General features: G+C 61.9%; 24 protein-coding genes, 1 tRNA gene and 1 pseudogene. 11 read left to right on the top strand and 15 right to left on the bottom strand.

Features of this window, described 5'->3' with window-relative positions; all coding sequences use genetic code 11:
• Positions 1 to 138: 138 nt before the first annotated feature.
• The 6 genes from EP376_RS17540 to EP376_RS17515 are packed head-to-tail and all read left to right on the top strand — an operon-like array spanning position 139 to position 6,014.
• Entirely contained in the window at positions 139 to 1,563 is a 1,425-nt protein-coding gene (locus EP376_RS17540) for a circularly permuted type 2 ATP-grasp protein (protein WP_127656925.1), read from the top strand.
• A complete protein-coding gene (locus EP376_RS17535; RefSeq protein ID WP_127656924.1) occupies positions 1,563 to 2,504 on the top strand; it encodes an alpha-E domain-containing protein in 942 nt (313 codons plus the stop codon). Before EP376_RS17540 ends, EP376_RS17535 begins: the two co-directional genes overlap by 1 nt.
• A 4-nt stretch (positions 2,505 to 2,508) precedes the next feature.
• Positions 2,509 to 3,306, top strand: coding sequence for a transglutaminase family protein (locus EP376_RS17530; protein WP_127656923.1), 798 nt, complete (start codon positions 2,509 to 2,511; stop codon positions 3,304 to 3,306).
• A gap of 8 nt (positions 3,307 to 3,314) precedes the next feature.
• A complete protein-coding gene (locus EP376_RS17525; protein WP_203330955.1) occupies positions 3,315 to 4,055 on the top strand; it encodes a proteasome-type protease in 741 nt (246 codons plus the stop codon).
• A 51-nt stretch (positions 4,056 to 4,106) separates the two neighbouring features.
• Positions 4,107 to 5,708 (top strand): FMN-binding glutamate synthase family protein, encoded by a 1,602-nt coding sequence (locus EP376_RS17520; RefSeq protein WP_127656922.1) that lies wholly within the window; start codon positions 4,107 to 4,109, stop codon positions 5,706 to 5,708.
• 57 nt (positions 5,709 to 5,765) lie between these two features.
• Entirely contained in the window at positions 5,766 to 6,014 is a 249-nt protein-coding gene (locus tag EP376_RS17515; protein ID WP_127656921.1) for a hypothetical protein, read from the top strand.
• On the opposite strand, the gene EP376_RS17510 is transcribed toward EP376_RS17515, so the two are convergent.
• The 4 genes and pseudogenes from EP376_RS17510 to EP376_RS17495 form a co-directional block, all read right to left on the bottom strand.
• A complete protein-coding gene (locus EP376_RS17510; protein ID WP_127656920.1) occupies positions 5,990 to 7,234 on the bottom strand; it encodes a D-tagatose-bisphosphate aldolase, class II, non-catalytic subunit in 1,245 nt (414 codons plus the stop codon). The two genes, EP376_RS17515 and EP376_RS17510, sit on opposite strands and share 25 nt — an antisense overlap.
• Positions 7,231 to 8,193: a sugar kinase gene (locus EP376_RS17505; RefSeq protein WP_127656919.1), complete on the bottom strand. Its 963-nt coding sequence runs from the start codon at positions 8,191 to 8,193 to the stop codon at positions 7,231 to 7,233. Before EP376_RS17505 ends, EP376_RS17510 begins: the two co-directional genes overlap by 4 nt.
• 394 nt (positions 8,194 to 8,587) lie before the next feature.
• Positions 8,588 to 9,061, bottom strand: a complete 474-nt coding sequence (locus EP376_RS17500; protein WP_164744963.1) for an aspartate/glutamate racemase family protein — start codon at positions 9,059 to 9,061, stop codon at positions 8,588 to 8,590.
• Between the two features lie 23 nt (positions 9,062 to 9,084).
• A pseudogene (locus EP376_RS17495) lies at positions 9,085 to 9,684 on the bottom strand (extracellular solute-binding protein); the annotation flags it as partial.
• Between the two features lie 349 nt (positions 9,685 to 10,033).
• Between EP376_RS17495 and EP376_RS23345 the strand changes: the two are divergent.
• Positions 10,034 to 10,528 carry a GntR family transcriptional regulator gene (locus tag EP376_RS23345; protein WP_238928786.1) on the top strand — a complete coding sequence of 165 codons (495 nt, stop codon included), beginning with the start codon at positions 10,034 to 10,036 and terminating at the stop codon, positions 10,526 to 10,528.
• Positions 10,529 to 10,656: 128 nt separating this feature from the next.
• On the opposite strand, the gene EP376_RS17485 is transcribed toward EP376_RS23345, so the two are convergent.
• Complete coding sequence (locus EP376_RS17485; RefSeq protein WP_164744969.1) at positions 10,657 to 11,769, bottom strand: serine hydrolase domain-containing protein; 1,113 nt, start codon at positions 11,767 to 11,769, stop codon at positions 10,657 to 10,659.
• A 409-nt stretch (positions 11,770 to 12,178) separates the two neighbouring features.
• Between EP376_RS17485 and EP376_RS17480 the strand changes: the two genes are divergently transcribed.
• Positions 12,179 to 12,252 (top strand) — tRNA-Gly (locus EP376_RS17480).
• A 165-nt stretch (positions 12,253 to 12,417) separates the two neighbouring features.
• Here EP376_RS17480 and EP376_RS17475 read toward each other — a convergent pair.
• The 9 genes from EP376_RS17475 to EP376_RS23040 form a co-directional block, all read right to left on the bottom strand.
• Complete coding sequence (locus EP376_RS17475; RefSeq protein ID WP_164744968.1) at positions 12,418 to 13,545, bottom strand: GGDEF domain-containing protein; 1,128 nt, start codon at positions 13,543 to 13,545, stop codon at positions 12,418 to 12,420.
• A gap of 35 nt (positions 13,546 to 13,580) precedes the next feature.
• Positions 13,581 to 14,768 carry an HD-GYP domain-containing protein gene (locus tag EP376_RS17470; RefSeq protein WP_127656915.1) on the bottom strand — a complete coding sequence of 396 codons (1,188 nt, stop codon included), beginning with the start codon at positions 14,766 to 14,768 and terminating at the stop codon, positions 13,581 to 13,583.
• On the bottom strand, positions 14,761 to 15,951 hold the full coding sequence (locus tag EP376_RS17465; protein WP_127656914.1) for an HD-GYP domain-containing protein: 1,191 nt from the start codon (positions 15,949 to 15,951) through the stop codon (positions 14,761 to 14,763). Before EP376_RS17465 ends, EP376_RS17470 begins: the two co-directional genes overlap by 8 nt.
• An 827-nt stretch (positions 15,952 to 16,778) precedes the next feature.
• Complete coding sequence (locus tag EP376_RS17460; RefSeq protein WP_127656913.1) at positions 16,779 to 17,738, bottom strand: nuclear transport factor 2 family protein; 960 nt, start codon at positions 17,736 to 17,738, stop codon at positions 16,779 to 16,781.
• Positions 17,735 to 18,754: a LacI family DNA-binding transcriptional regulator gene (locus EP376_RS17455; RefSeq protein ID WP_238928785.1), complete on the bottom strand. Its 1,020-nt coding sequence runs from the start codon at positions 18,752 to 18,754 to the stop codon at positions 17,735 to 17,737. Before EP376_RS17455 ends, EP376_RS17460 begins: the two co-directional genes overlap by 4 nt.
• Positions 18,754 to 19,518 (bottom strand): SDR family NAD(P)-dependent oxidoreductase, encoded by a 765-nt coding sequence (locus tag EP376_RS17450; protein ID WP_127656912.1) that lies wholly within the window; start codon positions 19,516 to 19,518, stop codon positions 18,754 to 18,756. The genes EP376_RS17455 and EP376_RS17450 overlap by 1 nt, the downstream gene beginning before the upstream one ends.
• Positions 19,515 to 20,573 (bottom strand): ester cyclase, encoded by a 1,059-nt coding sequence (locus EP376_RS17445; RefSeq protein ID WP_127656911.1) that lies wholly within the window; start codon positions 20,571 to 20,573, stop codon positions 19,515 to 19,517. Before EP376_RS17445 ends, EP376_RS17450 begins: the two co-directional genes overlap by 4 nt.
• Positions 20,570 to 21,880, bottom strand: a complete 1,311-nt coding sequence (hisD, locus tag EP376_RS17440) for a histidinol dehydrogenase (protein WP_127656910.1) — start codon at positions 21,878 to 21,880, stop codon at positions 20,570 to 20,572. The genes EP376_RS17445 and hisD overlap by 4 nt, the downstream gene beginning before the upstream one ends.
• A gap of 12 nt (positions 21,881 to 21,892) precedes the next feature.
• A complete protein-coding gene (locus EP376_RS23040) occupies positions 21,893 to 22,573 on the bottom strand; it encodes an ester cyclase (protein ID WP_164744967.1) in 681 nt (226 codons plus the stop codon).
• 385 nt (positions 22,574 to 22,958) lie between these two features.
• Between EP376_RS23040 and EP376_RS17430 the strand changes: the two genes are divergently transcribed.
• Positions 22,959 to 23,825 carry an amidohydrolase family protein gene (locus EP376_RS17430; RefSeq protein WP_127656908.1) on the top strand — a complete coding sequence of 289 codons (867 nt, stop codon included), beginning with the start codon at positions 22,959 to 22,961 and terminating at the stop codon, positions 23,823 to 23,825.
• A gap of 19 nt (positions 23,826 to 23,844) precedes the next feature.
• Here EP376_RS17430 and EP376_RS17425 read toward each other — a convergent pair whose 3' ends face one another.
• Positions 23,845 to 24,171 carry a DUF6476 family protein gene (locus EP376_RS17425; RefSeq protein WP_127656907.1) on the bottom strand — a complete coding sequence of 109 codons (327 nt, stop codon included), beginning with the start codon at positions 24,169 to 24,171 and terminating at the stop codon, positions 23,845 to 23,847.
• Here EP376_RS17425 and EP376_RS17420 point away from each other — a divergent pair.
• Positions 24,170 to 25,195, top strand: coding sequence for an RluA family pseudouridine synthase (locus EP376_RS17420; RefSeq protein WP_127656906.1), 1,026 nt, complete (start codon positions 24,170 to 24,172; stop codon positions 25,193 to 25,195). The genes EP376_RS17425 and EP376_RS17420 overlap by 2 nt on opposite strands.
• 166 nt (positions 25,196 to 25,361) lie before the next feature.
• A complete protein-coding gene (gene rpoH, locus EP376_RS17415; RefSeq protein ID WP_127656905.1) occupies positions 25,362 to 26,258 on the top strand; it encodes an RNA polymerase sigma factor RpoH in 897 nt (298 codons plus the stop codon).
• Positions 26,259 to 26,379: the final 121 nt, after the last annotated feature.

The following is a 26,379-nucleotide window of genomic DNA, read 5'->3' as shown; positions in this document are numbered from 1 at the left end:
GCCCGGACGACACCTATGACGGGAACGTCCCCCTTGCGTCCGGTGCTTCGCCTAAATTTTGAGCAATGACGCGAATGCAGGCGCCGAAAACAACTTCGGAGTAGAGACTTCCGTCTGGAGCGGGCCTAACCTCGCCTCATGGGACAAGACAACACGTTCGATGAGATGTGGGGGCGGGAAGACGGGCTCAGGGCGCCCTACCGCAGCTACAGCGCATGGCTTGAGGGCGAAGACCCCAAGCGGCTCCGTGCCAAGCAACGCGAGGCAGAGCGCCTGTTCCGGCTGACGGGCATCACCTTCAATGTCTACGGACGGTCGGAGGCCGAGGAACGGCTGATCCCCTTCGACATCGTGCCGCGCATCATCTCGGGTCAGGAATGGCAGAAACTGCGCCGCGGCATCGAACAACGCGTCCGCGCGATCAACGCGTTCCTCCATGACATCTATCACGAGCAGGAAATCGTCAAAGCGGGCCGCATCCCGCAAGAGATGATCTCCCGCAACGCGGCGTTCCTGCCCCATATGATCGGGGTCCGGCCGCCCGGCGGTATCTACACCCATATCGTGGGCATCGATCTGGTGCGCACCGATGACGATCAGTTCTATGTGCTCGAGGACAACGCCCGCACGCCGTCGGGCGTGAGCTACATGCTCGAGAACCGCGAAACCATGTTGCAGATGTTTCCGGAGTTGTTCTCGCAGAACCGGGTCCAGCCGGTTCAGAACTATCCCGCGCATCTGCGCCAATCGCTGGCGGCCTGCGCGCCGGCGGGATCGGCGGAACGTCCGACAGTCGCGGTTCTGACGCCGGGGATTTTCAACTCGGCCTATTTCGAACATGCCTTCCTTGCCGATCAGATGGGGGTCGAGCTGGTCGAAGGTCACGATCTGGCGATCGTGGACGGCCATGTCGCGATGCGCACGACGATGGGCTACCGCCGGATCGACGTGCTTTATCGCCGGGTGGATGACGATTTCCTCGATCCGCTGAATTTCAACCCCGAAAGCCAGCTTGGCGTGCCGGGGATCATGGATGTCTATCGCGCAGGGCGGATCACCATCGCCAATGCGCCGGGCACCGGCATCGCCGACGACAAGGCAATCTACAGCTACATGCCCGAAATCGTCGAATTCTATACCGGCGAACGCGCACTGCTGGAAAACGTGCCGACGTGGCGCTGTGCGGAGCCGGATGCGCTTGCCTATGTTCTCGACAATCTCGAGGACCTCGTCGTCAAGGAAGTTCACGGCTCGGGCGGCTATGGCATGCTGATCGGTCCGACGGCCACCAAGAAGGATCTGGCGGCCTTCCGGCGCAAGCTGAAGGCACGGCCGTCGAATTACATCGCGCAGCCGACGCTGTCGCTGTCGACCGTTCCGATCTTCAACCGGGCCGGGCTGACACCGCGGCATGTGGACCTGCGGCCGTTTGTTCTGATGAGCCCCGGCGGCATCCGGATCACGCCCGGCGGTCTGACCCGGGTCGCGCTCAAGAAAGGGTCTCTGGTCGTGAACTCGTCGCAAGGTGGCGGCACCAAAGACACCTGGGTCCTGGAGGATTGATGCTCGGCAAGACTGCGAACGGGCTGTTCTGGATGTACCGCTACCTCGAGAGGGCGGAGAATACGTCGCGTCTTGTCGAGACGGGCCAGCGGATCGCGCTGACCCGGATGGGGGCGTCTGATTCCGAATGGCGGTCGGTGCTGCAGACCGCCGGCGTCTGCGACGGCTTTGACATGTATCACGACGCGGTGACCAAAGAGGCCGCGATCGACTGGATGCTCAGGTCGCGCGACAACCCGTCCTCGGTCCTGTCCTCGCTGACGGGGGCGCGGCAGAATGCCCGGCTGGTCCGCACCGCCCTGACCCACGAGGTCTGGGAGGCGGTGAACGCGGCCTATATGGATGCGACCACGCTTCTGGCGCGTCGCGTGTCGGAACGCGATCTGCCCGAGGTGATGGGCCAGATCCGGCAGCGCGCGGCGCTCGTGCGCGGGGCGACCCACGGCACGATGCTGCGCAACGACATCTATGACTTCGCGCGGATCGGCACGTTTCTTGAACGCGCCGATAACACCGCGCGCATCCTTGACGTGAAATACTATGTGCTTCTGCCCTCGGTCACGGCGGTGGGCTCCTCCATCGACAATGTGCAATGGGAAACGATCCTGCGGTCGGTCTCGGCGCATGGCGGATTCCGCATGGTCTATGACAACAATTTCGATCCCAAGGATATCGCCCGGTTCCTGATCCTCGATCAGCGGATGCCGCGCAGCCTGAGGTTCTGTGTCCGGAAGATCCGCGACAACCTCGGCTATCTCGTTTCGGGTTATGGCGACAGGCCGCCGTCATGGCGCATGGCCGACCATATCGAACGGGCATTCCTGTCCTACGACATTGACGCGATCTTCAGCTATGGCCTGCATGAATTCATCCGCAAACAGCTCACCCTGCTGAGCGATCTGGGGCACCAGGTTGAAATAGATTACAGATTCTATGAGTGATCCCATGCGCCTGAGAATCCGTCACACCACCCAGTACAGCTTTGAACAGCCGATCTCGAGCGGTCTGCAACAATTGCGCAAGACGCCGAAATCTTCGCACAACCAGACCGTCATGAGCTGGCGGACAGGCATCGTCGGCGGCAAGAAGGAACTGGCCTTCGACGACCATCACAACAACGTGGTCGAACTTCTGAGCATCGAGAGGGGTGCCACTTCGCTGGCGGTCACCAGCGAGGGAGAGGTGGAAATCGCCGATGGTCACGGCATCGTCGGCCCCCATATCGGGCCGGCGCCGCTCTGGCTTTACAGCAAGCCGACGCCCCGCACAAAGGCGGGGCAGGGGGTCGCGAAGCTGGTGCAATCCCTGCCATCTGGCGAAACTCTCGAACGGCTCCATGCGCTCCTGACCGGCGTTTACGAGGCCGTGGCCTACGAAGTCGGATCGTCCGAGCCGGAATGGTCGGCCGAGGATGCGCTGACGGCGGGGCAGGGCGTGTGCCAGGATCATGCCCATGTGTTTCTGGCTGCCGTCCGGCAGCTTGGCCTGCCCGGGCGCTATGTCTCGGGCTATCTCATGCTGAACGACCGGATCGAACAGGATGCCATGCACGCCTGGGCCGAGGCCTATGTCGACGGGCTGGGCTGGGTGGGCTTCGATCCCTCGAACGGGATTTCACCCGACACACGCTACGTCCGGGTTGCAACCGGTCTGGACTATTCGGACGCGGCCCCTGTAACTGGAACCCGGACCGGGGGCGCAGGCGAACGACTCGCGGTCGAAATCGAGGTCGCGCAGCAGTAAGGGCCCCAATGACCTATTGCGTCGGAATGATGATCGACGGCGGAACGCTGTTCATGTCGGACACGCGGACGAACGCCGGTCTCGACAACATCTCCACCTTTCGGAAGATGCGCCACTGGGAGGCGAAGGGCGATCGCGTCATCACCCTGATGAGCGCGGGAAACCTCGCCACGACGCAGGCCGTGGTCAGTGTGCTCGATGAACGCACCAAGGCCCATGACGAGAGGGAGCCGTCGCTGATGGGCGTGCCCTCGATGTTCCAGGCCGCCCGGCTGATTGCGGACACGCTGCGCAACGTCATCGCCAATCACAATGACGCGGGGCAGACCGCAAGTGCCAGCTTCAACGCGACGCTGATCGTCGGTGGCCAGATCAAGGGCGGCCCGCAGCGGTTGTTCCTGATCTATCCCGAGGGCAATTTCATCGAGGCCTGCGACGACACGCCGTTCTTCCAGATCGGCGAGATGAAATACGGCCGCCCGATCCTCGTTCGGGCCTATGATCCGGCGATGACCTTCGAAAAGGCGATGCGGCTGATGCTGGTCAGCTTCGATTCCACGCTCAAGGCGAACCTGACCGTGGGCGCGCCGTTCGACTATCATTTCTACCGCAAGGACAGTCTCTGCCTTGGCCCCTCGGGCCGGATCGAGCTGGACGATCCCCGTTTCATGTCGATCAGCACCGGTTGGGGCGACGCACTGAAATCCGCGCTCGAAAGCCTGCCCGATTTCGACGCCGATCCCGAATGAGTCGGGCTGCGTGACTTGAGCAACCCGCATGACTGCGGCTAGGCTCCTGTCATGGAAAGATATTCTACCTTCGGAGCGGTGATCGCTCTTGCCGTTGCGTCACTGATCGGTCTGGTCTGGTCCGCCTGGTTCCTGATCCCGCTTGCGGCCTTTGCCGGGCTGACGGCGGTGGGCGTTTATGACGTCACGCAACGGGGCCACGCGATCCTGCGCAATTACCCTGTGATCGGGCATATGCGGTTCATCTTCGAAGGGATCCGCCCCGAGATTCGGCAATACCTGATCGAAAGCGATCAGGACGAGGAGCCGTTCTCCCGCGATGAACGCTCGCTGATCTATCAGCGCGCCAAGGGGGTGGAGGACAAGCGCCCCTTCGGCACGCGGGCCCGGGTCTATGACGCGGGCTATCAGTGGATCACCCATTCGATCGTGCCCAAACATATCGCGGATCACGATTTCCGGGTGACGATCGGCGGGCCGGATTGCCTTCTTCCCTATAACGCCTCGCTCTACAACATCTCCGCGATGAGTTTCGGCGCGCTGTCGGGCAATGCGATCCTCGCGATGAACAAGGGCGCCAAGATGGGCGGGTTTGCCCATGATACCGGCGAGGGCGGGATCAGCCGCTATCACCGCGAGGGCGGGGGGGACCTGATCTATCAGATCGGGTCGGGCTATTTCGGCTGCCGCACGCCGGAGGGCCGGTTCGATCCCGAAAAGTTTGGCGAACAGGCCGCCGATCCGCAGGTCAAACTGATCGAGCTGAAACTCAGCCAGGGCGCAAAGCCGGGCCACGGGGGCATGTTGCCGGCCTCGAAGATCTCGCCCGAGATCGCCGAGGCGCGCGGCGTGCCGATGGGGCAGGATTGCATTTCACCGGCCTCGCACCCTGAGTTTTCCACGCCACGCGAACTTCTCGATTTCATCGCCCGACTTCGGGAATTGTCGGGTGGCAAGCCGGTGGGATTCAAGCTTTGCATCGGGCACCGGCGCGAATTCATGTGCATCGTCAAGGCGATGCTCGAGACCGGGATCACGCCCGATTTCATGGTGATCGACGGGAAGGAGGGCGGCACCGGGGCCGCGCCGCTGGAATTCGCGAACCATATCGGGATGCCTCTGGTCGAAGGGCTGACCTTCGCCCACAACACTCTGCGCGGTGCGGGCCTGCGCGACCGGATCAGGATCGGCGCCTCGGGCAAGGTCGTTACGGCCTTCGATCTGGCCAAGGTTCTTGTCCTTGGGGCCGACTGGGCCAATTCGGCCCGTGGCTTCATGTTCTCGGTCGGCTGCATTCAGGCGCAGGCCTGCCACACCAACGAATGCCCCGTGGGCGTGGCCACGCAGGACAAACTGCGCCAACGCGCCATCGATGTGCCCGACAAGGCCGAACGTGTGTTCCGGTTCCATCAGAACACGCTCAAGGCGCTGGCCGAGATGACCGGCGCCGCGGGCCTGTCGCATCCCGGCGATTTCCTTCCGCATCACCTGATGATGCGCGAAAAGGATCGCGAGATGGTCACCGGGGCGGAGGTCTATCCCTATCTGCCCGAAGGCTTCCTGATTGATGGGCAGGGCGACGATTTCGGCTATTCCATGCGTTGGCAACGGGCGAGTGCCGACAGCTTCGATGCCGTGCCCGAACCGGCCTGAGACGACAGCGGCAGGGACGGGCATCTCGCGCGGACCGGTTCGACCTGCGGGGCGGGAATGAAAGTATCGCCAATGGACAGGGCCAGCCTGACCGCCACGCTGACCGGAGAGGCGCTGATCGATCTGACGTCGCAACTGGTCGCGATCCCCACGGTCAATTTCGGCGCGGGCGATTTCCGGGTCTGCCGCCAACCCGATGAATTCGTGCCGATCCCAGATCTCGTGAACGTCGCGCGTATCCCACTCGATACCGCTTTGCGGTTCATTACTCTGGAGGGCGATCAGGAGGAGCAGGCCGCCCGATAGATCCGCAGCACACGGCTGACCGCATCGAGAAGGATCTCATGGGCTGTCGCGCCCGTGGCGCCCGGCAGGTATTGCTCGAGCACCGGGGGCGGGATGTCCCGACCCTCGAGCCGTGACATCAGCTGATCCACCGCTTCCGATGCCGCCGGGTCGGGCCAGTAATACCGGATGCGATCCGAATAGCTGAAGTGCCGCTGAAGCCAGACCTCCTGCTCGGTGCCGCCATAGTATTTCGCCCAATGTCCGGGCGCGGCTGTCATCACCGCGTCCATCCTGGCCATCAAGCGGCCCGTCGGTGGGTGGGCGTCCATCACATCGGCCACCGCGTCGAGGCCATAAAGCGCCTCGCGCAGCGCGAAGGTCAGCCACGGGCCGACCTTGAGGATCGCAAAGCCCCCCGAGACCAGCGCGCGGAGCGCCTCGGGGCGTTGATAATCCGTCGAATGCGCCTCGAATACGAGGCCGTCCATGTCCGTCAGGCAGCGCGACAAGCCGCGGGCGCGGTCGGGATCGAAATGGATGATATCGGTATGGCCAAACTCGACCCCGGGCTGAACCACGAGACCGATCACCCGGCCAAATGCATCGCCGAGACCCAGCGCCGCGAACGCGTCGCGGTGCACGTCATGGGTGCGGGCGACGGCCTCGGGCGCCGTTGGTTCGAGGTGATCGATCGCATGGGTCGCCCCACCGGGCACCGGCACTTCGGTGCCGATGACATAGACAGGCTGGATCGCGCCGGCCTGAGCCTCGGAGATCCGGGCCAGCCGCGCGGCCCTGTGGGCCGTCGTGGTATCATCAAGCGCGGCAGGTTCTCCTGCGCAGCCCATCGACGTGTCGAGGTGCAGCTTGGTGAATCCTGCCGCCGCATAGGCCGCGATCATCGCTTCGGCGCGGGTCATCGCCTCCTCGGCTGGGAGGTCCTTCCAAGGGTTGGGGCCCAGATGATCGCCACCCAGAACGATGCGGGCCGGGTCGAAGCCTACCTTGCGGGCGATTCCTTCGACGAAATCGCGAAAGGCCGCGGGCGTCATGCCCGTATAGCCCCCCTCCTGGTTGACCTGGTTGCAGGTGGCCTCGATCAGGACGGGGCCGTCGGCGTCGCGGGCGTCGTTGAGCGTGGCCTCGATCACGATCGGATGGGCCGAACAGACCGAGGTGATGCCCAGATGCGTGCCGCCGTGAAAGGCGCGCGGTATGGCAAGAAGTGGATGGCTCATCGCTCTGTCCTTTCCAGGCCCGCGAGGGCCGCGTCGATATCGGCCGACGAGGACAGCCCTTCCATAGGGCCGCGCCGTGTCACCGCGAGTGCGCCGCTGGCCGTAGCGCGGCGCAGCGCCTCTTGCGCAGGTGTGCCGCGAAGCCAGAGCGAGGTAAAGGTCGCGCCAAAGCAATCGCCTGCGCCGGTCGGGTCGACCTCGGTCGCGGCAAGGCCGGGTGCGAAGATCGTGCCGGTTCCGTCATGATAGCGTGCGCCTGCGGCACCCAGCTTGTGAACGATGGCCGTGATGCCCCGATCGAGAAGTTCGCGCAGGGCACCGGCCTCGCCGTCTGCGCGGGTCAGAAGGGTCAGCTCCGCTCCGCTGGGCAGATAAAGGTCGGTCAGCGCGAGCACGTCCTGCAGCGCATTCGCCGTGCGCCCGTCCGAAAGGATCTCGGGCCGCAGGTTCGGATCGAACGATACGGTGCCGCCGCGCGAACGGATCGCGTCGGCTGCATCGAGATTGGCAGTCGCGATCGCCGCGCTCGAGAGGGACGAGCCCATGACATGCAGGTGATCGGCCCGGTCGAAGGCCGCCCGGATGGCGGCTGTCATGTCCAGCCGACCTGCGGCGCTGTGCCGGATGTTGAAGACGAAGTGCCGGCCGCCCGAGTGGTCATATCTTACGAAGGCCGTTCCGGTCGGACGATCCGGGTCTGTGCCGAGCGCCGAGATATCGACCCCTTCCCTTGAAAGCCGGTTGCGGCAAAGGTGGCCGAAATCATCGTCGCCCAGGTTGGAGACAAGCGTCACGGGCTGTCCCTGCCTGGCGGCTTGTGCCGCGAAAATGGCTGGCGCGCCAGAGGGATAGGGACCGGTCAACGCTTGAGGCATGAGGAAATCCGGCCCCGGCGTATCGGCCATGATCTCGACCAGAACCTCGCCGATGACGAGTATGCGCTTTGAAGGTTCGTTCATCCGGCCCGCCTGCCTCCGTATCGTGGTCAACGCTACAGGCCAACGCACCCCGAAGCCCAGACCATTCCCGCAGGAGCGTGTCGCACGCGGTCGATTCTGCCCGAGGGGAGGGCGAGCGATTTCTTGAAAAGAAATCGGGAAAAGTCTTTCGAAGACTTTTGGGCCCGTGGCGGTCGCTCCGCAGGGTTTGATGGCGCGGTCAGTCTGGCCGATCTCGGGACATCGTGTCGCAAATGGCTTGCCGAGCGGCTGGCCCTGCGGAGCGTGCCGCGGGAGACCTCTCCGTCGCCCTATCTCTGCTGATCCTGCATTGGCTGATGCCGCTCCGTCGGTGTTTGATATCGACTTTGATCAACGGGATGGACGGATCGATCCGCGTGGTCGGCTGCAGACCTCAGCCGGCGAGCGCGCGGCACCGCCGGGCCGCCGAGGTGACCCCTTCGATCACCGGGCGGCGCATGACGCCGGCCACATGGCGCCGGATCGAGACCCCACCAGCGCAGCCGAGGATGATCAGGGGGGGCTCGGGCGACAGGGCGCGGGCCGCCTCAATGAATTCCGCCGCGGCTCGGTCGGGCGCGGCTTCGAGATCAAGCACCGGGACCTGCGCCGCAACGACCTTTGCGATCCTGGACGTGAGGCCATGCCGTTCGATATTGGCCGTGATCACAGGCACGGCCGCCTCGAGCGTTGTGATTACGACGGCGCTTTCGGCGATCAGGCTTGCCATGACGAAGCTTGAGTGCCCGATCCCGATCACGGGGTAGGCGGCCATCCGGCGCGCCTCTTCCAACCCGGTGTCCTCATGGCAGACGATGATGATTGCCTGAGCGCCGTCCGCCGATGCCTTCTTGACCAGATCAAGCAAGGCGGGGAGCGCCCGTTCCCCGTCTCGTCCGTGACGGAGCTCCAGCAGGCGACCGCGCCCATGCGGGAATAGAAGTCGCCGCCGTCGCGAACGTCGCCGGCCTGTGACAGCGGATCGCCGAAAGGTGAGGTGATCACGTCGGTCGCCACCTTGCCCTCGAACCGGCAGCTCCACTCGTTTTCTGACATGAATTCCTTGGAGGTTTCCGGAACGGCCGAATAATATCTCTGCCGCATGAGGAAGCCGCCACCTCAACCGCTGAGATACCAGTTGATGTATTCATGGGCCGCATCCAGCTCCATGCCCGAGAGCGAGGCCGACAGGCCGATGCCGCCGCCCCATGAGCGATAGCCCTTTTTCAGGGGTTGATAGACGCATGGGGTCCCGCGCGAGCGCACGGCTGTGATCGCGGGCGACCACATCGACTGGATCACGACCTTGCCCAAGGCCATCAGGTTGACGCTTTCGTCGAAGGTCTTCCAGAAGGCGCGGAACTGGCCGTTCTGCTTGGCCTCGGTGAAGATCGCGATCGTCTTTTCGATCTCTTCGCGCGTCATGTTCCCCTTGTCGCCATAGGTGATCTTGCCCATGGCTTCGCAGACCATCGCCATGTCCGCGATGCCGACCGCGACGGACTGTCCATATCGCTTGGTCAGGGACACGAGTTCAAGGTGGGCGGAATTCGTCATCGAGGGTTCCCGGTTCTTGCCCCAGCATTGGATCAGCGGCCCGCGGGTCCCCGTTTTCATTCCGTGCACAAAGTCGAGACGAAAAAAAGATACGACGCTTTCAATCATTGTGCGCAGTATTGTATGCAATCCAATATCTTGTTGTGTTCAAACTGCTCGTGTCTCGTGCCCGGTGGGAGCCGGCACCGAGGATGGTGCAGGAGCAGCGCATGAACCGAATCTCCGAGAAGACCGCCTTTATCCAACCGACGGTTTCAGGACCGACGGCGCATCTCGGACGTCGTTGTCTCAGGCGATCCATGAACACCGGCTGTTGCCCGGAACCAAGCTTGGCGAAGACGAGCTGAGCGACATCTACAGCGTGTCGCGAAGCGTCGTGCGGTCCGCGCTGCAGGCGCTGTCGAGCGTGGAACTGGTGGAATTGCGCCGCAACCGCGGGGCCTTTGTCGCCAAGCTCACGATCCGCGAGGCGCTCGAGCAGAATGAGCCGGGCAAGGCGTTGCGCCTCTCCGGCCAGTTTCATATCGAGATTTCGCATTTCGCCGACCAGACCACGATCGCCGGTTTCATCGAGCGGCTCGTGGCGCGGTCGTCGCTGATCACCGCGTTGTATTGGCGCCGCCAAAGCGCGCTGTGCGAGAAACATGCCCATCACGCGCTGGTCGAGGCGTTCCGTCGCCGCGACGGTGATGCCGCCGAAGGCCTGATGACGGGGCACCTCGTCGATATCGTGGTCGCGCTCGACTTGCGCGACACGCCCAAACAGGATGAGAGCTAAAGGATATCCTGTCTGGCTGATCGAAGGCGATTTCTGCGCGTCAGTTCGGGCAAAGGGGGGACCCACCGGCCCGTCCTCTTGCCGCCGTCGCAAGGCGACTGGTGTGTGTTGTCATTTGAATCGTGGCGTCACGCCCGGTCGAGGCATTCGTATAGGATGTGAACCAGCCGTCTTGCGCGCGACGAACTCCCCATCCTGTCCGACATATGTCCGGTGACATAGCCAAACGACAGGCCGAGATCGGGATCGCAGAACGCCTGTGCGCCACCTGCGCCCCAATGCCCGATGGCCTTCCGGTTGGGCCCAAAATCGAGGTCCGGCGGGCCGTTCAATTCGATCCCCTGACCAAAGCTGATCGGTATCCCGAGGATCGGGTCCTTCGGGGTGGCCCCGTGCAGTTTCGACAAGTCCCGCTGCCTATCGGGGGGAATGATGGCGTTGTCCCAGATGAACTGGCCATACACTGTCGCCAGTGCCCTTGCCGTTGCGTGACCGCTGCCCGATCCGATCACGGCGCCCCGCCACCGCGGTGAATTGAAATCCTCGTGCCGATCAAAGAAGGCCATCGAACGGGCGAACAGGCTTTCGGGTGCGTCATCGAGCGCCTCGAACAAGGCCTTGGGGTCGGCCTGTGTCAATCGCGCGCTGCGCGCCTGTTCGCTCTCGCTCAGGCCGATGCGGAAATCCGCGCCAAGCGGCTCGAACAGCCGTTCCATGAGCAGTTCGGGCAGCGATCGTGCCCCTGCCGCGCGGCGCAACGTCTCGCCCAGCAGATGTCCGTAGGTCATGTTGTGATAGGCCGGCGTCCCGAACAGCGAAGCCTCGGGCGTGGAGCGTTCAAGATGGCGCACCATCGTGCCCCAGTCGTAGAGGTCCCCTTCCGCAACAGCCCCGGACACGACCGCGAGCCCGGCCCGATGGGTCAGAACGTCCAGCAATGTGATCGCGTCTTTGCCTCCGGCCGCGAACTCGGGCCAGACCGAGGCAACCGGCGTGTCCAGCGCGATGTCGTCGCTGGCCACCATGTGATGCGCAAGAAGCGAGATCACACCTTTCGTGACGGAAAAGCAGCAGGCGAGCGTGTCGGGCGCCCATGGCGCGCCGGGTCTCGCCGCCCCACCCTGGATATCCAGCAGAACAGCGCCGTTGCGCATCACGCAAAGCGCGCCACGATCCGCCCCGCTCTCGACTGTGCGCGCGAAATGCTCGGCCAACGGCGCAAGCTCAGGTGTTACGATCATCCGGGCATGGCCTTGTTGTTCCAGCTTTTCTGCAACCGTCCGGGCCATCGACCCATATCGCTCATCATCGCCTCAAGAGCCCAGAGAAATCAAACCTGATTTCCAGCGCGCTGACCGGAACCTGCCCACGCCGCATCGCTGACATCTGCCCGTGTCGGTTGGGGGGGCAGGCACCTTTCTGCGCCGGTCTTTGCCGAAGGTCATCTCCTTCGGCAGGGCGATGAGACCTGGCTTGCGTTGACTGAAGCAGCGCCGCAGTAGGGTGCGCGACGGGTGTTGGCCAGAACTTGGATCGGATGCACTCGATGCAGAGTCACACCACCCATGCCCATGGCAGGGCGTCCGGTCACGCGCCGAGCGTCCGCACTTGACGCGACGATTTGGCTGATCTAGCACACACAAATATCGGGCGGGTATGGTGAAATGGTATCACACGAGCCTTCCAAGCTCTTGGTGCGGGTTCGATTCCCGCTACCCGCTCCAGAACACTGACCGCTCGGACCGCAAAGGTCTTTGCAGGCAGGCGTGTCGTCCAGCCCGTTCAAGCCGGCAGATGATGTTCGCGACTACTAAATCATTGGCCCTGATGACTCGTTCGACTAACAAATCAGGTCAGGTCGGCTCCATTGGATCGGCCGCGTCCCGCAATCAGGCGCGTCGCTGCAGGTCGTCGGTTGCTGCGCGCTGGGTTTCTGCAAAGGGGGCCGTCTGCTCGAATTCCTCAAGCCTCTTGACGACGACGCCGTGTGAAATGGTCTTGGCCTCGTAAAGCGCGGTATCCGCGAGGTGCATCATCGGCTCTGTCTTGCACAAATCACCGTCTTCACAAGTGGCCACGCCAACCGAGACGGCGACACTGACCACGCTTCCACAGGGGGCATGGAACGGCGTTGCATCTATCTGATCCTTGACTCGCTGCCCGACCAGAACCGCAAATTTGTGAGGAACACCCGGAAGTATCAGAGCGAATTCATCCCCGCCGATACGCGCCAAAGCATCTATCTCCCGGACAATTCCGCTAATCTTCAGGGCGATTGTTTCAAGAACGTAGTCCCCGAATATATGGCCATATGTATCATTGATGGTCTTGAACTTATCGACATCGAAGAGAATGAGCGCGCCCGTATCTTCTGATCCGTGTTCCGACAACTTGGAAACGACCTGGTTGAATCCTGCGCGATTCAAGATACCCGTCAGACCGTCTGTGCGTTCTTTCTCCTGCGCGTCAAGGATGATCGCCACCAGTTCGCGGTAATTCTGATAGGAGAAAAAGATGACGGTGATGACCGCAGTGATGACCGACAGAAGCGCCACGGTATGAGGCATGCCATCCGTATGAGTGGCCTGGAATTCTGTCATTTCAACCAGAGTATGATCTGCAATCTTCAATCCAATGGAAAACAGGAATATCAGAATACCGCATAAAATCGACCACTTCCAGCTGACCAAAAGCCCGATGATCAATGGCGGACAAGCAAGCCAGATCAAGAAGGGCGAATGGAACCCACTGGAAAAAATGATCATCCAAAACACCGCCAGCAACATGCTGAGATTGACGAATACCGCAGCACAGGTGAACTTTGAGCGCGCGATGAAGGCCCAGCCAACCAAGACCGAGGCCGAAAAAGCCAGAGCCCCATAGAGCGAGTTCATCGCACCAACGAGCAGGAACAACCCACTGAAACCCAATCCAAGCAAGGTTGCCAGGAGCATGAACCTGACGATGCCGTCTGATCTCAGGCGTTCGGAGAGAATTGATGTTTGGAATTCTTGCATGGGATGTCTCATCGCTCCTGACAGGGTTGCGAGGATCAGTCGGAAATACCTTCGAATACGTCTGCGAATTTGAGATTCTCTTCTTCAAATATCGCAAATACATCGGGGTCGAACTTGTGCGTCTCCTGCTTCATTATCTCGATCGCCTGCGCATGGCTGAAGGCTGGCTTGTAGGGCCTCTTCGATCTCAACGCGTCATATACATCGCAAACGGTTACCAGCCTGCCGCTTAGGGGAATGGAATATCCGGACAGGCCATTGGGATAGCCGCTCCCATTCCAATTCTCGTGATGCGACAAGGCGATTTCTTTGGCGATCCGCAGCCGCCTTGTTGGCAGGCCAGGTGATTTGTCGATGATCTGGCTGATCAGCTCTGCACCGGCCGTGGTGTGCATTTTGATCAGTGCGATTTCAGTCGGATCAAGTTTTCCGGGTTTTTGCAGAACGGATGCCGGAATCGAGATTTTCCCTATGTCGTGCAGCTGCGCCCCTACAGCCAGGTCTTCGACATTCAAGCCGCCACTCTTGTCCGGGTGGCGCTTCTTGTATTCTGTCGCGATAATTTCACAATAGGCGGATACACGAGCAAGGTGGCTTCCTGTTTCGGTGTCATGTGCAAGGGATAGCAACCCGATCCCGTTGTAGAAGCTCTTCTCGGTTTCTTCCGCGAGATATTGGTTCAATTGGCTCCAGACAGTCGTCACATAAACGATCGCAACGGCCGCGATTGAAATAAGGAAGGTATGTACGACCCAGATATGCGGCTGCTGGAAGAACGCTATGCCTTGCGGCGGGACCGGGAGGCTCTTGAACATTGAAAAATAGAATATTCCTGCCAACAGGATAGCCGTCTTGATTGCGATAAGAACGACAACGCGCCTGAACGGAAAATTGAGCGCCGCAAATGTAGAGGCGACCAGAAAGAAGATCATTCCGGCAGAGCCGATTCCGAACATCAGGAACGCGCCAAACGACATTAGCGTCCATGATAGCCAAAGGCTGAATGACTTGGCTTGATACGATATCTTGTTGATGAGAATCAGAGGGAGGATCGACAGTGCTGATCCGACCCACATGATTGGAAAGACGAGGTGAAATCCTTCCATCCCGAGCCGGAGCAGAGTTCCGATGATGACGACAACCGCAATCAGTGCAGATGCGATGGAGATGGCCGCGTTCGCTTTCTTTCGCGTTGCTGCAAAGCGATCGAGTTGCTTATCCATCGATGTCGTCTTCCTTCGAGACCGGGCTTGTTGCGTATGCCCGGTCAAATTGGTCTGCCACGCTTAGAAAAGTTTCAAACAGGTCCGGATCAAACTTGCTTCCAGACATCGAAGTCATTCTCCGGATCGTTTCCGCATGTGAATAGGCGGTCTTGTAGGGCCGCTTGGAACGCAATGCGTCATAGACATCAGCAATTGCCATGATGCGCGCTTCGATCGGGATTTTGGTCGACTCCAATCCATTGGGATATCCCGAACCGTCCCAGTTCTCATGATGGTTCAAGGCAACGCTCTGGCCCAGGCTCAAGACGCGATCTTCTCTCTGATGATGGTTCAGGATCGATCCGATGATGTCAGCACCTACCGTGGTATGAAGTTTCATTTCCTCGAATTCATCTTCCGACAGTTTGCTGGGTTTCTTGAGGAGCGCATCTGAGATCGATATCTTTCCGACGTCATGTAGGCGGACTGATTTCTTCAGTTCGTCTCTCGTGAAGTGCAGTTGTTCCTTCTGATTATGTGTCAGCGCATCATAGAGAATTTCGGAATATTTCGACACGCGCGCAATGTGTTCACCAGTTTCGGTATCGCGCGCCAGTGACAGAATGGAGATCGCGTTATAGAAGGTGTCCTTGGTTTCTGTCAGGTTATTTCTGTACCATTGACCCAAGAGGTTGGACCCATAGAAGGAAATGGCAGCCCCAATCGAGATGACGATTCCATGGAAAAGCCACGTCTTTCCCGAGGTCAGATATTCAACCGTGTCGTCCGGGACTGGCGCCAGAACATCCATGACGGTCAGCGCCGTGATTGCGCTGAATGCAGTGAATTGCAGCCCGATCAACAAGAAGAAGGTCTTTGTGCCGACGACAACCGCGCTTGTTGAAAGGCCGAGGAACAGAAATATGGAGCCGATCGAGGCGAGCCCATCGTTCAGGAGCGCGACGAGGCCCATGATAGTGAACAATGCAAAAAGCAGAAAGCCTATCGCTTTCGCCTGCAGCTTGTTCCTGAAAAGCCTGAGGGAAATAATGCTCGCGGCTACTAGCCACATGAGGCCAAATTTGGGTTGAAAACCTTCGGTGACGATCCGCATGGTAGACAAGCCAAAGATCAGCACGCCGCCCAATGACATGATCAGCAAGACCCGGTTTAGAATGCTCCGCTCCAGATTACTTGACATCTACTGATCCATTGATCTCGCTGAGGCGCCATGGGACTTTGTTTGGCGAAGCGTCCTTCTTGGGGAGGAAGTTCTTCGGCATTAGTTGGAGGGCAGGTCTTCGGGCGTTGCTGCGCATTGATACCCGCTGATCTCGATGCTTTCCGGGGCGCATGTAACTTGTGGTTCCGATAGGAACGAAGTGGCAGACGGCATCATGATGACGGGTCGGCGAAGCATGGTTATCCCCTTTACGCCTCGCCTTAAGAGTTTCATGACGGCTTCGAAGCCAGAGATCTTTCGTTGGCTATGGAGGCAAATAGATTTCTGTGCGCAGGTGGTCTGAGATCGCCTCTTGTTGAGCGGCATCCAGCATGTTTTCTGGCAAGTCGACGTCCGATCGTGATCGCCCCGGGGCCGCGTGCGCGGTCCGCAGGGCGCGGGCCCGGGTTGGTTCGTCATATACTGGCGCGATGTTCCCTGATCCTGAGCTGTGGCATGCGGGACAAAGGTCCGTGGATCACGAGCTGCGGGTTGAGGGCCGCGACGAGGCGTTGGGGTGCCTGCATGAATTCCGTGTTTGTCAGATCGGAAAGGAGCATGTGCCGTGATGGCGCGAGGTTGCAGCAGTCGAGACGCGGGGTAAACTCCGAGACCACGATCGCCTCTTGGGGCGGGGTGATGTCGGCCTGCCGATCGGGGCGTTCACAGATATCCCCGTCGGTGTTCGGGAGATTGTCGTTCTGATCAGAGCTCTCGGCCCCCGGGCGCCGATGAAGGTGGTCTTTCGAGGGCCACCAAATTTCTCGAAATTTGGTGGCCCGGCCCAAAATTCTGGAATTTTGGGTCTAACCGAGTATCTGTTTCCAGATCGCGATTTCGTCATAGAGCGCGAATTCCCGCCGCAGGCCCCAGGGTCCGAATTCGGCGTGGCACAGGCCCATCACGTGAACCCGCTTGCCGGTCGGCCTCCCGAAACTGCCCCAACCGTCATGCGTGCCGTCCAGCGACCAGCGCACCGAGGCGCGCGGCGACAGCATGCCGGCATCCATCCCGATCTGGTGGTGGATCTCGAACCGGGCGGAGGGGAAGGAGGATCGCAGGCCGACCCAGAATTCAAGTGCCTCATCCCGGCCAAGTGTCTGGCGCCCTCCGGCATATTCTCCGATGACCGCGCGGTCATACTCACGGAAGACCGCGTTGAAATCGGTCTCCATGATGGCGTTCAGCAGGGCCGAATACCTTGCGCCCCATTCGTTGTCGTTGCCCCGGCTGCGATAGCCGCCATCGACGTCGTTTTCGGGCAGGAAGACGGGGGTGGCCTTTTCGGGCCCGCCCTCGCGCTCGATCAGGGCGGCGGTGAATTCGCGGGGGTCATGGCCCATCTGCCGGACGATCCCGCCATAGTCGCGGATCAGCCATTCGTCGTAGATCGTGTCATCCTTCGCCGCGCAATCGGCGATGACGCGCACCGTCCAGCGTTTGCCGGTCGCCGGGCCGAACTGGCCGTCGCGGGTATGGGTCGCCGTCGTGATCAGGCGGTGCGAGGACAAAAGCCCGTAATCCGGATCGTTCGACCAGATCACATCCTCACCATAAAGCTGCCGGTCGGGGAATTCGTTGATCGTGGCCATGGTCGCGGCGATGACGGCCTTGTTACCGCGCTGAAGGCCCATCGGTGAGCGGACGGGAATATCGTCGGAGTAATAGTGGTTGAGCGTGGCCACGCCGCGATCTTCCCAGATCTCCCGGGTCACGCCGAGGATGTAGTCGGGAAAGTCTTTCCACTTGTTCGAGAAGTTCTTCACTGTCCCTGCCTTCCGGGTTTTCTGGCCGATCCGCGTTCCTTGAACGGGGCGTCGATGGCGATCCGGCGGGGATCGGCCGAGGGGTTTTCGATAAGATCCATCAGGATCGAGACGGTTTCCGCGACCATGCGGGTGGCACTTTGCCTGACGGTCGTCAGGTCATAGGCGGGCCATGCGGCGATCGGCACGTCGTCATAGCCGATGACGGACACGTCGCCGGGGACGGACAATCCCAGTTCATACCGCAAGACATCCATGACGACGAAAGCCATGTGATCATTGGCGGCAAAGACCGCATCCGGCCTGTCGCGCCCCGCGAACATGCGCCGTGCAGCCTCCTGCGCCCGGGCTTCGCGGAAATCGCCGACCTCGCGGGCATAAAGCGACTTTCCCGCCATCTCGAGCCCGACCCGAAGCCCGAATTCGCGGTCTCGCTGCGTCGAGGCGCCCTCCCACCCGGCGATGTAGCCGATCCGTTCATGCCCGCCGGCCACGAGGTATTCGGCGACCTTGCGCCCGCCCGCCACGTTGTCCGATGTTACGGCCGACAGACGCTCATCGTCCTGTGTCCGGTTCAACAGGACGACCGGCACACCGGCCGCACGGCATCGGGCGCTGAGTTCCGAGCCCATGGCGACAGAGGCCGCGACGATCCCGTCGACCTGGTAGTCGAGAATTTCCTCGACCACGTCGTCGATGTTTTCGGCGGTCTGCGAAGCCATGAAGATCAGGACGTGATAGCCCTGTTCCTGAAGCGCCTTCGACAGTTTCTCGACCACCTCGGGGTAGAAGTAGTTCTCGAGATAGGCGACCACGAGCCCGATCATCCGGCTCTTTCCCGACACCATGGCGCGTGCCAGAACATTGGGCCGGTAGCCCAGTTCGGCGGCGGCCCGGCGCACCTTTTCGATCGTCTTCTTCGACGCCGAGGCCCCGGGCGTAAAGACCCGGCTGACCGCGGACTGGCTCACGCCTGCAAGGCGCGCCACGTCGAGAGAGGTGATCTTCTCGCCCATTATTCGGCCGTCCAGCCTCCGTCGATCAGGAGGGATGTGCCGGTGATCAGGCCTGCCGCGTCCGAGGCAAGGAATGTCACCGCGCCCATGATGTCTTCGACCTCGCCCACCCGGCCCAGCTTGATCTTGGACAGGATCCACGCCTTGCGTTCGGGTATGCTCAGCGTCTGTTCGCCCAAGGGCGTGCGGATGAAGGTCGGGCAGATCGTGTTGACCCGGACCTGGTGCGGCCCCCATTCCAGAGCCATCGCCTTGGTCATGCCTTCGATCGCATGTTTCGTCGCGCAATAGACGGCCCGGTCCGGCCCGCCCACATGGCCCATCTGGGATGAGATATTCATCAGGCTGCCCGGTTTGCCGGCCTCGATCAGGCCTTTCGCCACCGCCCGCGTCAGGAAATAGGCCGCGCGCACGTTGAGGTTTGTGGCGGCATCGTAATCGTCCGGCGTCGTCTCGATCGATGGGGTGTGCCGCGCGAGCCCTGCCGAATTGACGAGAATGTCGAAGGGCCCGTGCTCGGCCACCGCCGCCTCTGCCGCCTCGATGTCGGTGATGTCGAGGGGCAGGGCGGTGGCCCTCATGCCCGCGGCCTGCATTTCGCCCGCAAGGGCATCGAGCTTGTCGGCCGAGCGTGCGACAAGGGTCACATCCGCCCCGGCTTCGGCGAGGGCCACGGCGCAGGCCTCGCCGATACCGGACGATGCGCCCGCGACAAGTGCGCGGCGTCCGTCAAGCCGGAAGGATGGGGTGCGGGGAAGTGTCATGATCCTTTGCCTCCGATCGGATAGGGAACGGAGCCCGGAACCCGGGCCTTGTTGAATTCGCGCAGCCGGGCGAAGACATCGACGCCAAGCTGCGATAGCACGTCGAGTATATCGACCATCACCCAGTTTTCCCGGATCAGGCCGTTTTCGATCCGCCAGAAATCGAGGCTCTTGATCGTGACCTTCCTGCCTGCAGGCGCGATGCCCAGCCAGCCGTCGTGGGTGATGGTCTGGACCATATTGGGCCAGCCGGTGACGGCGGCGTAGTTGTTGTCGCCGAAGAAATGACAGGTGATCGCGTCCGTATCCTGGCCGCGATCGGGCATCGCGCGCAGGAACGGCACCTGGTGCCAGTGGCGGAAGCCTTCGATCCCGCGCCCGGTGCCGATGCCCGCGGGCCCATACCAGTTCATCCGCTCCGACCAGAAACGCGGCATCTCCATCACCTCGGGGCCGCCCTGCGCGGGGTGACGCGTCATGTGGTCGAGCATCTCGATGATCAGCTGCCGGCTTGTCCGGCTTTGATCGGGGTCTCTTGGCGCGCGGCGCAGGCCGTCGCCGGAGGCCGGGCCGGGGACGCAGAATTCCCGCCCCAGTGACGGCGCCATGGGCCAGGCATGCGCCTGCATCATTACCTCGGAGATATCCCAAAGCGCCTGATATTCGACGATCTTGCCATCCGCGATGCGGTAGAATTCGTGAAACCGCATGTGGGCAAGGTGGCCCGTGGGCGGGATGTCGAGGAAGGGGCTTGCGAAGGTGCCCATGAAGTGCCCGGCGCAGCCGACCCAGTCGGCCCCGTGTTCATCCTCGCCCGCCATCACGATCCAGTCGCGCCGCTCCACGTCGGGCCAGGCCGCCTGCAGGGGCGCGAGGGCCTGATCGTGAAACGCCGCGGGCCCGGCCATGTCGCCGAACGGGTGGGCGAGGTGGAACACCGCGTCAGTCGCGGCCAGCCGGTCGAGGGCTGCACGAATGGCGTCCCTGTCCCAATCGTATTGCGCCGCGAACAGCGGGGACAGGAGCGCCTTGTGTGCCTCGTGGCGGTCGATCATTCGGCGGCGGCCCCATAGGGCACGTTGCGGCCGCCATAACGGCGCACGCGGATGTTGCATTGCTCGGCATGGCCGACGAAACCTTCGAGCATGCAGAGCCGCGATCCGTATTCGCCCACCATGGCGGCGGCCTCGTCCGTCACGATGCGCTGGTAGCTGTGGGTTTTCAGGAACTTGCCGACCCAGAGCCCACCGGTATAGCGGCCCGCCTTCTTGGTCGGCAGCGTGTGGTTCGTGCCGATCACCTTGTCGCCGTTGGCCACGTTGGTGCGCGGCCCGAGGAACAGCGCGCCATAGCAGGTCATGTTTTCAAGGAACCAGTCGTCGCGATCGGTCATGACTTGCACATGTTCATAGGCCATCTCGTCGGCGACGCTCAGCATCTCGTCATAGGTGTCGCAGACGATGACATCGCCGTAGTCGCGCCACGAGGTGGACGCGGTCTCTGCCGTGGGCAGGATCGTGAGCAACCGGTCGATTTCGGCCATCGTGTCGGTGGCCAGCTTGCGGCTGTTGGTGATCAGGCAGGCGGGGCTGTTGTAGCCATGCTCCGCCTGACCCAGAAGATCGGTGGCGCAGAGCTCCGCGTCGACGGTGTCATCGGCGATCACCATCGTCTCGGTCGGGCCAGCGAAAAGGTCGATGCCCACGCGGCCGAACAGCTGGCGTTTCGCCTCGGCGACAAATGCGTTGCCCGGCCCGACAAGCATGTGGACAGGATCAAGGCTTTCGGTGCCGATTGCCATGGCGCCTACGGCCTGGATGCCGCCGAGGCACAGGATTTCATGCGCGCCGCCCATCTTCATCGCGGCGACGATGGCAGGGTGGGGCGCGCCGTCGACCGGCGGGGCCGAGGCCACGATACGAGGCACGCCCGCGACCGACGCCGTCAGAACCGACATATGCGCGGAGGCCACCATCGGGAATTTGCCACCCGGAACGTAGCAGCCCACCGACTGCACCGGGATGTTGCGATGGCCGAGGATCACGCCCGGCAGCGTCTCGACCTCGATGTCGGTCATCGAGGCGCGTTGCGCCTCGGCGAAACGGCGGATCTGGGTCTGGGCGAACTTGATGTCGTCCATGTCGCGGGTTGAGACCTTCTGCATTGCGGCCTCGATCTCGCTGTCGCTCAGCAGAAACGCCTTCGGGTCGTAATTGTCGAATTTCTTCGACAAATCACGGACCGCTTCGTCCCCCCGCTGTTCGATATCTGAAAGCGTCGTTTCAACGACGGCGCGGACCTTGGCATCATCCTCGGCCTTTTCCGCCTCGGGTTTGCTCCGCTTGAGATGCTCGATCGCCATGGTGGTCTCCTCCTATTCCTTGCCCATCCGTTCCCATCCCCGGCCCGCATAGTCATCACGGCCGGGTTGATGGAGCACAGAAGGGATATCCACGTTCACGCGGCCCTCGGCAATCCTTCCGTTATCGATGCTACAGAATTCGCGAGACGGAAAGACGATCTGTTTGCCGCTGGGGGCGTTTTCCATGACGGGTCCGGCATGGGTGCCCTCCACATCTGCGACCCATGCCGCCCGATTGCCGTCGGCCATCCGGGGCCCGGTGTTGCAGGTCGGATCGGCAAATGCCGCCACGGACAGGCCGATGCCAGAGCGCAGCAGGATCTCGGGCGAGCGGATTGCGCATTCTGCCGATCCGGCGCCGATCCCGGTAAAATCATATGTGGTCATGCAGGGCACAGGTCGGCCGGACTTTTCGCCGGTCTGAACATTAAAGAGGCCGCAGATGCCCGGCAGGTCGCAGGCCGCGACCTCCTGCCCGAGTGCTGCACGGAATTCCTTGCCGAAAATTGTGATGTTGAAGGCCATGACCCAGGCAAGACTGCCCCCTCGTGTTGAGAAGCTGTTGAACGCATCCCGGCCCACCACACATCTCATATTGCATTCGCATGCAACTCTATATGCAGTCCTAGTTGTTTGGCAAGTATCGGCCCCATTGCCAAGAAACATAAATTTTCTTTGGCGATCTTTGTTCATGGGGTGGTGTTTGGATGACAGGCTCTTCCTGCATCGAAGAAGGGATCGAGAGTTGAAATGAATGCGTTTGCAAATCTGATTATGTGAGCCTGACCGGTCTCCGGCGATCCGTGCCATCATCCGATGGTCCATGTAAACGACCGCAAGGGCGACAATATGCTCGATCTCGGGACGGTTGGATCTGCCATCGCTCTGGCGGCGTTGATCTGTCTCGCGATGAGGCGGATCACCTTTGTCCCGGGCCACCTGCTGCCCGGATGCGGATCGTTGACATGAAACGCTGCGAGGGTGAAAAGCTGGCCGCAATCTGGCTTTGCGTCGACATCCTGCGTTTCCGGAACATGCAGGACGTCGACATTCTTGCCCCCGCGACGGAGACCATGTCATGAGGATCGACGCACATCACCACCTGTGGGACCTCTCGGCGGTGCATTATCCGTGGCTGATGGCGCGCGGGGTGACGCGGTTCTTCGGCGATCCGACCCCGATTCAGCGCGACTACCTTTTACCTGAATTCCGGCGCGATGCGGCGGGGTTCGACGGCTCCGTTCATATCCAGGTGGGCGCCGAGGATGGTCTGGCAGAGGCCCGCTGGATCCAGTCTGTCGCAGATGCCAATCCGGACTGGCCCATGGTTCAGGTCGCCTTCTGTGACCTGACCGGCGATGATCTTGGGACCCGGCTCGATGCGCTTCAGGCCCTGCCCAGCCTGCGGGGCGTGCGCCAGATCGTGGGCCGCGCTCCGGGGGAAGACGCGGTGACGGGGACAAACGCGCTTCTGGCCGATCCGCGATTTGTCGCGGGGCTGAGGGAGGCGGGTGTTCGGGGGCTCAGTTTCGATCTGCAACTGATCCCCGAACTCTATGCCGACATGGCCCGCGTTCTTGAGGCCGCACCCGACACCAAGGTCGCGCTTTGCCACGCGGGATCGCCCCATGACCGGACAGCCGCAGGCATCGCCGCCTGGGCGCGCGATCTGAGGCGGCTTGCCGATCTGCCGCAGGTGACGTGCAAGCTTTCGGGGCTTGGCATGTTCGACCATGACTGGACGACCGAAACGATCCGTCCGATTGTCGAGACCTGCCTTGATCTTTTCGGGCCCGATCGCTGCATGTTCGGATCGAACTTCCCGGTCGACAGCCTTTATTCGGATTATGCCACCCTGCTGGCCGCACATGAGGAGATCGTGCCGGAGGAGATGAAACCGCAGGTCTTCGGTGGCACGGCCGGAGCCTTATACGACTTCGGATAAGGTCGGGCGTTGACGTGTGCTAGTCTTGCGGGGCGGTCAGATCCACCTTGATCGTCTGGCGGAGCGCGCCGCTTGCCCGGTCATAGATCAGGATCTCGTCTTGCGATGTGACGACGGCGAACCAGTCCTCACCCTGGGTAAAGGCGTGGGCCGAGACCCCGTCCGGCAAGGTGATTCGGTCGGGCAGGGGCACCGGATCGGCATTCAGGCGGATGACAAGCGCCGCGATCAGGACTACGAAGCCGAGGATCATGATCCAGGTCAGCCCGGAGACGAGCCTCTTGAGGTATCTCAGTTCCGGCGGAAGGCCGGGATCCTCACCATCCGGATCAGGGCCCAGTGACATGAGCGCATCCCTCGTCAGTTTCATCATCGCCGGCGACCCGCCGCCGCGTCTTGATAAGGCGCTTGCCCGCGATGTGCCAGAGGAGGCCGCGCTGTCTCGGTCGCGCATCGCCCGGCTGATCGACGCGGGGGCCGTGCGTGTCGACGGAGATGTTGTGCAGGATGCCAAGGCCCGCATCGCCGAGGGAGCACAGGTCGAGATCACGGTCGAGGTCGCGCAGGACAGCCACATGGAGGCCGAGGCGATCCCCCTCGATGTCGTGTGGGAGGATGCCGATCTGGTCGTCGTGAACAAGCCTGCGGGCATGGTCGTGCATCCGGCACCCGGAACGCCGTCGGGCACTCTTGTCAACGCGCTGATCCACCATTGCGGAGACAGCCTGTCGGGCGTGGGCGGGTCGAAACGGCCGGGCATCGTGCACCGGATCGACAAGGATACCTCCGGGCTTCTCGTGGTCGCGAAGTCGGACCGCGCGCATCACGGGCTTGCCGCGCAATTCGAGGCGCATACGGCAGAGCGGCGCTACCTTGCCATTTGCCACGGGGTGCCCGAGGCGAACGATCCGCGCCTGCGCGGTGTGCGCGGCACCAGTTTCGAGGCGGGAGGCGTGCTGAAGATCCAGACGGGTCTGGCCCGCCATCGAACTGACCGGCAGCGGCAGGCGGTGACCTTCGAGGGCGGCCGCCACGCTGTGACCCGCGTCCGCGTGATCGACCGGTTGGGCAATCCGCCGGTTGCCGCCCTTGTCGAATGCCGGCTCGAGACCGGGCGCACCCACCAGATCCGGGTGCACATGGCCCATGTGGGCCACGGGCTGATCGGGGATCCGGTCTATGGCGGGCGGCGCAAGATGTCGGAAAAAGCGGTGGGCGCCGAGGCGGTGGCCGCCGTGACGGGCTTCGGGCGGCAGGCGCTTCATGCGGCAAGCCTCGGTTTCGTCCACCCGGTAAGCGGGGAAGACCTGCTTTTCGAGGCGCCTTTGCCCGATGACATGGCGGGGCTTCTGTCCATCCTTGGCGGGTAGGGTTGAAACGATCATACCCATGTGCGTGAGCGCACCGTAACATCGGTTCAAACGGCCAATTTGTGCCTTAAAATATGATCAAGCTTTTTCGCATAGAGGCCCTTGAAGCGGCCCGTTAGCGATCACATATGCATGTTAAGCCCTTATACATAGTGGGAGGGGACAGATGTCTAATTATGCAAACCTACCGGCCCCGTCGCCGGAACAGGGACTGAACCGTTACCTTCAGGAAATCCGGAAGTTTCCCCTTCTGGAGCCGGAAGAGGAATACATGCTGGCCAAGCGCTGGGTCGACCACGAGGACACCGAAGCGGCACACCGGATGGTGACAAGCCACCTGCGACTCGCCGCCAAGATCGCGATGGGCTATCGCGGCTATGGCCTGCCGCAGGCCGAGGTCGTCTCGGAGGCGAATGTCGGTCTGATGCAGGCGGTCAAGCGTTTCGATCCAGAGAAGGGGTTCCGCCTTGCGACCTACGCGATGTGGTGGATCCGCGCCTCGATCCAGGAATATATCCTGCGGTCATGGAGCCTCGTGAAACTCGGCACGACCAGCGCCCAGAAAAAGCTGTTCTTCAACCTGCGCAAGGCGAAGGCCCGGATCGGCGCGCTTGAAGACGGCGATCTGCGCCCCGAGAACGTCAAGCAGATCGCAACCGATCTGGGCGTGACCGAGGACGAGGTCATCTCGATGAACCGGCGCATGTCGGGGGGAGATGCCTCTCTCAACGCGATGGTCGGAAGCGATGGCGAAAGCGCCACCCAATGGCAGGATTGGCTCGAAGACGAAGATGCCGATCAGGCCACCGATTATGCCGAGCGCGATGAGCTTGAGGCGCGGCGCGAACTTCTGGTCGAGGCGATGTCGGTTCTCAACGACCGCGAGCAGGACATCCTGACCCAGCGGCGCCTGTCCGACAAACCCGTCACGCTGGAGGAACTGTCCGGCCAATACGACGTCAGCCGCGAACGTATCCGCCAGATCGAGGTCCGCGCCTTCGAGAAACTGCAGGAGCGGATGCAGGAACTGGCCAAGGAACGCGGAATGCTGGCCTCGGCCTGAGCCGACCGCGCAGCCTGATCCACGACAAGGGCGTCCCCAGGCGGGGCGCCCTTTTTCATGGTCGCCCCCGTCGGGATTGACGTTTTCAAGCCGGGGCCAAGTCGCTAACCTGAGGTGGCCA

Source organism: Alexandriicola marinus (assembly GCF_004000435.1).
GTDB lineage: Bacteria > Pseudomonadota > Alphaproteobacteria > Rhodobacterales > Rhodobacteraceae > Alexandriicola > Alexandriicola marinus.
The sequence above is the reverse complement of the archived record's forward strand: the minus strand, read 5'-3'. Positions and strand labels throughout refer to the sequence as shown.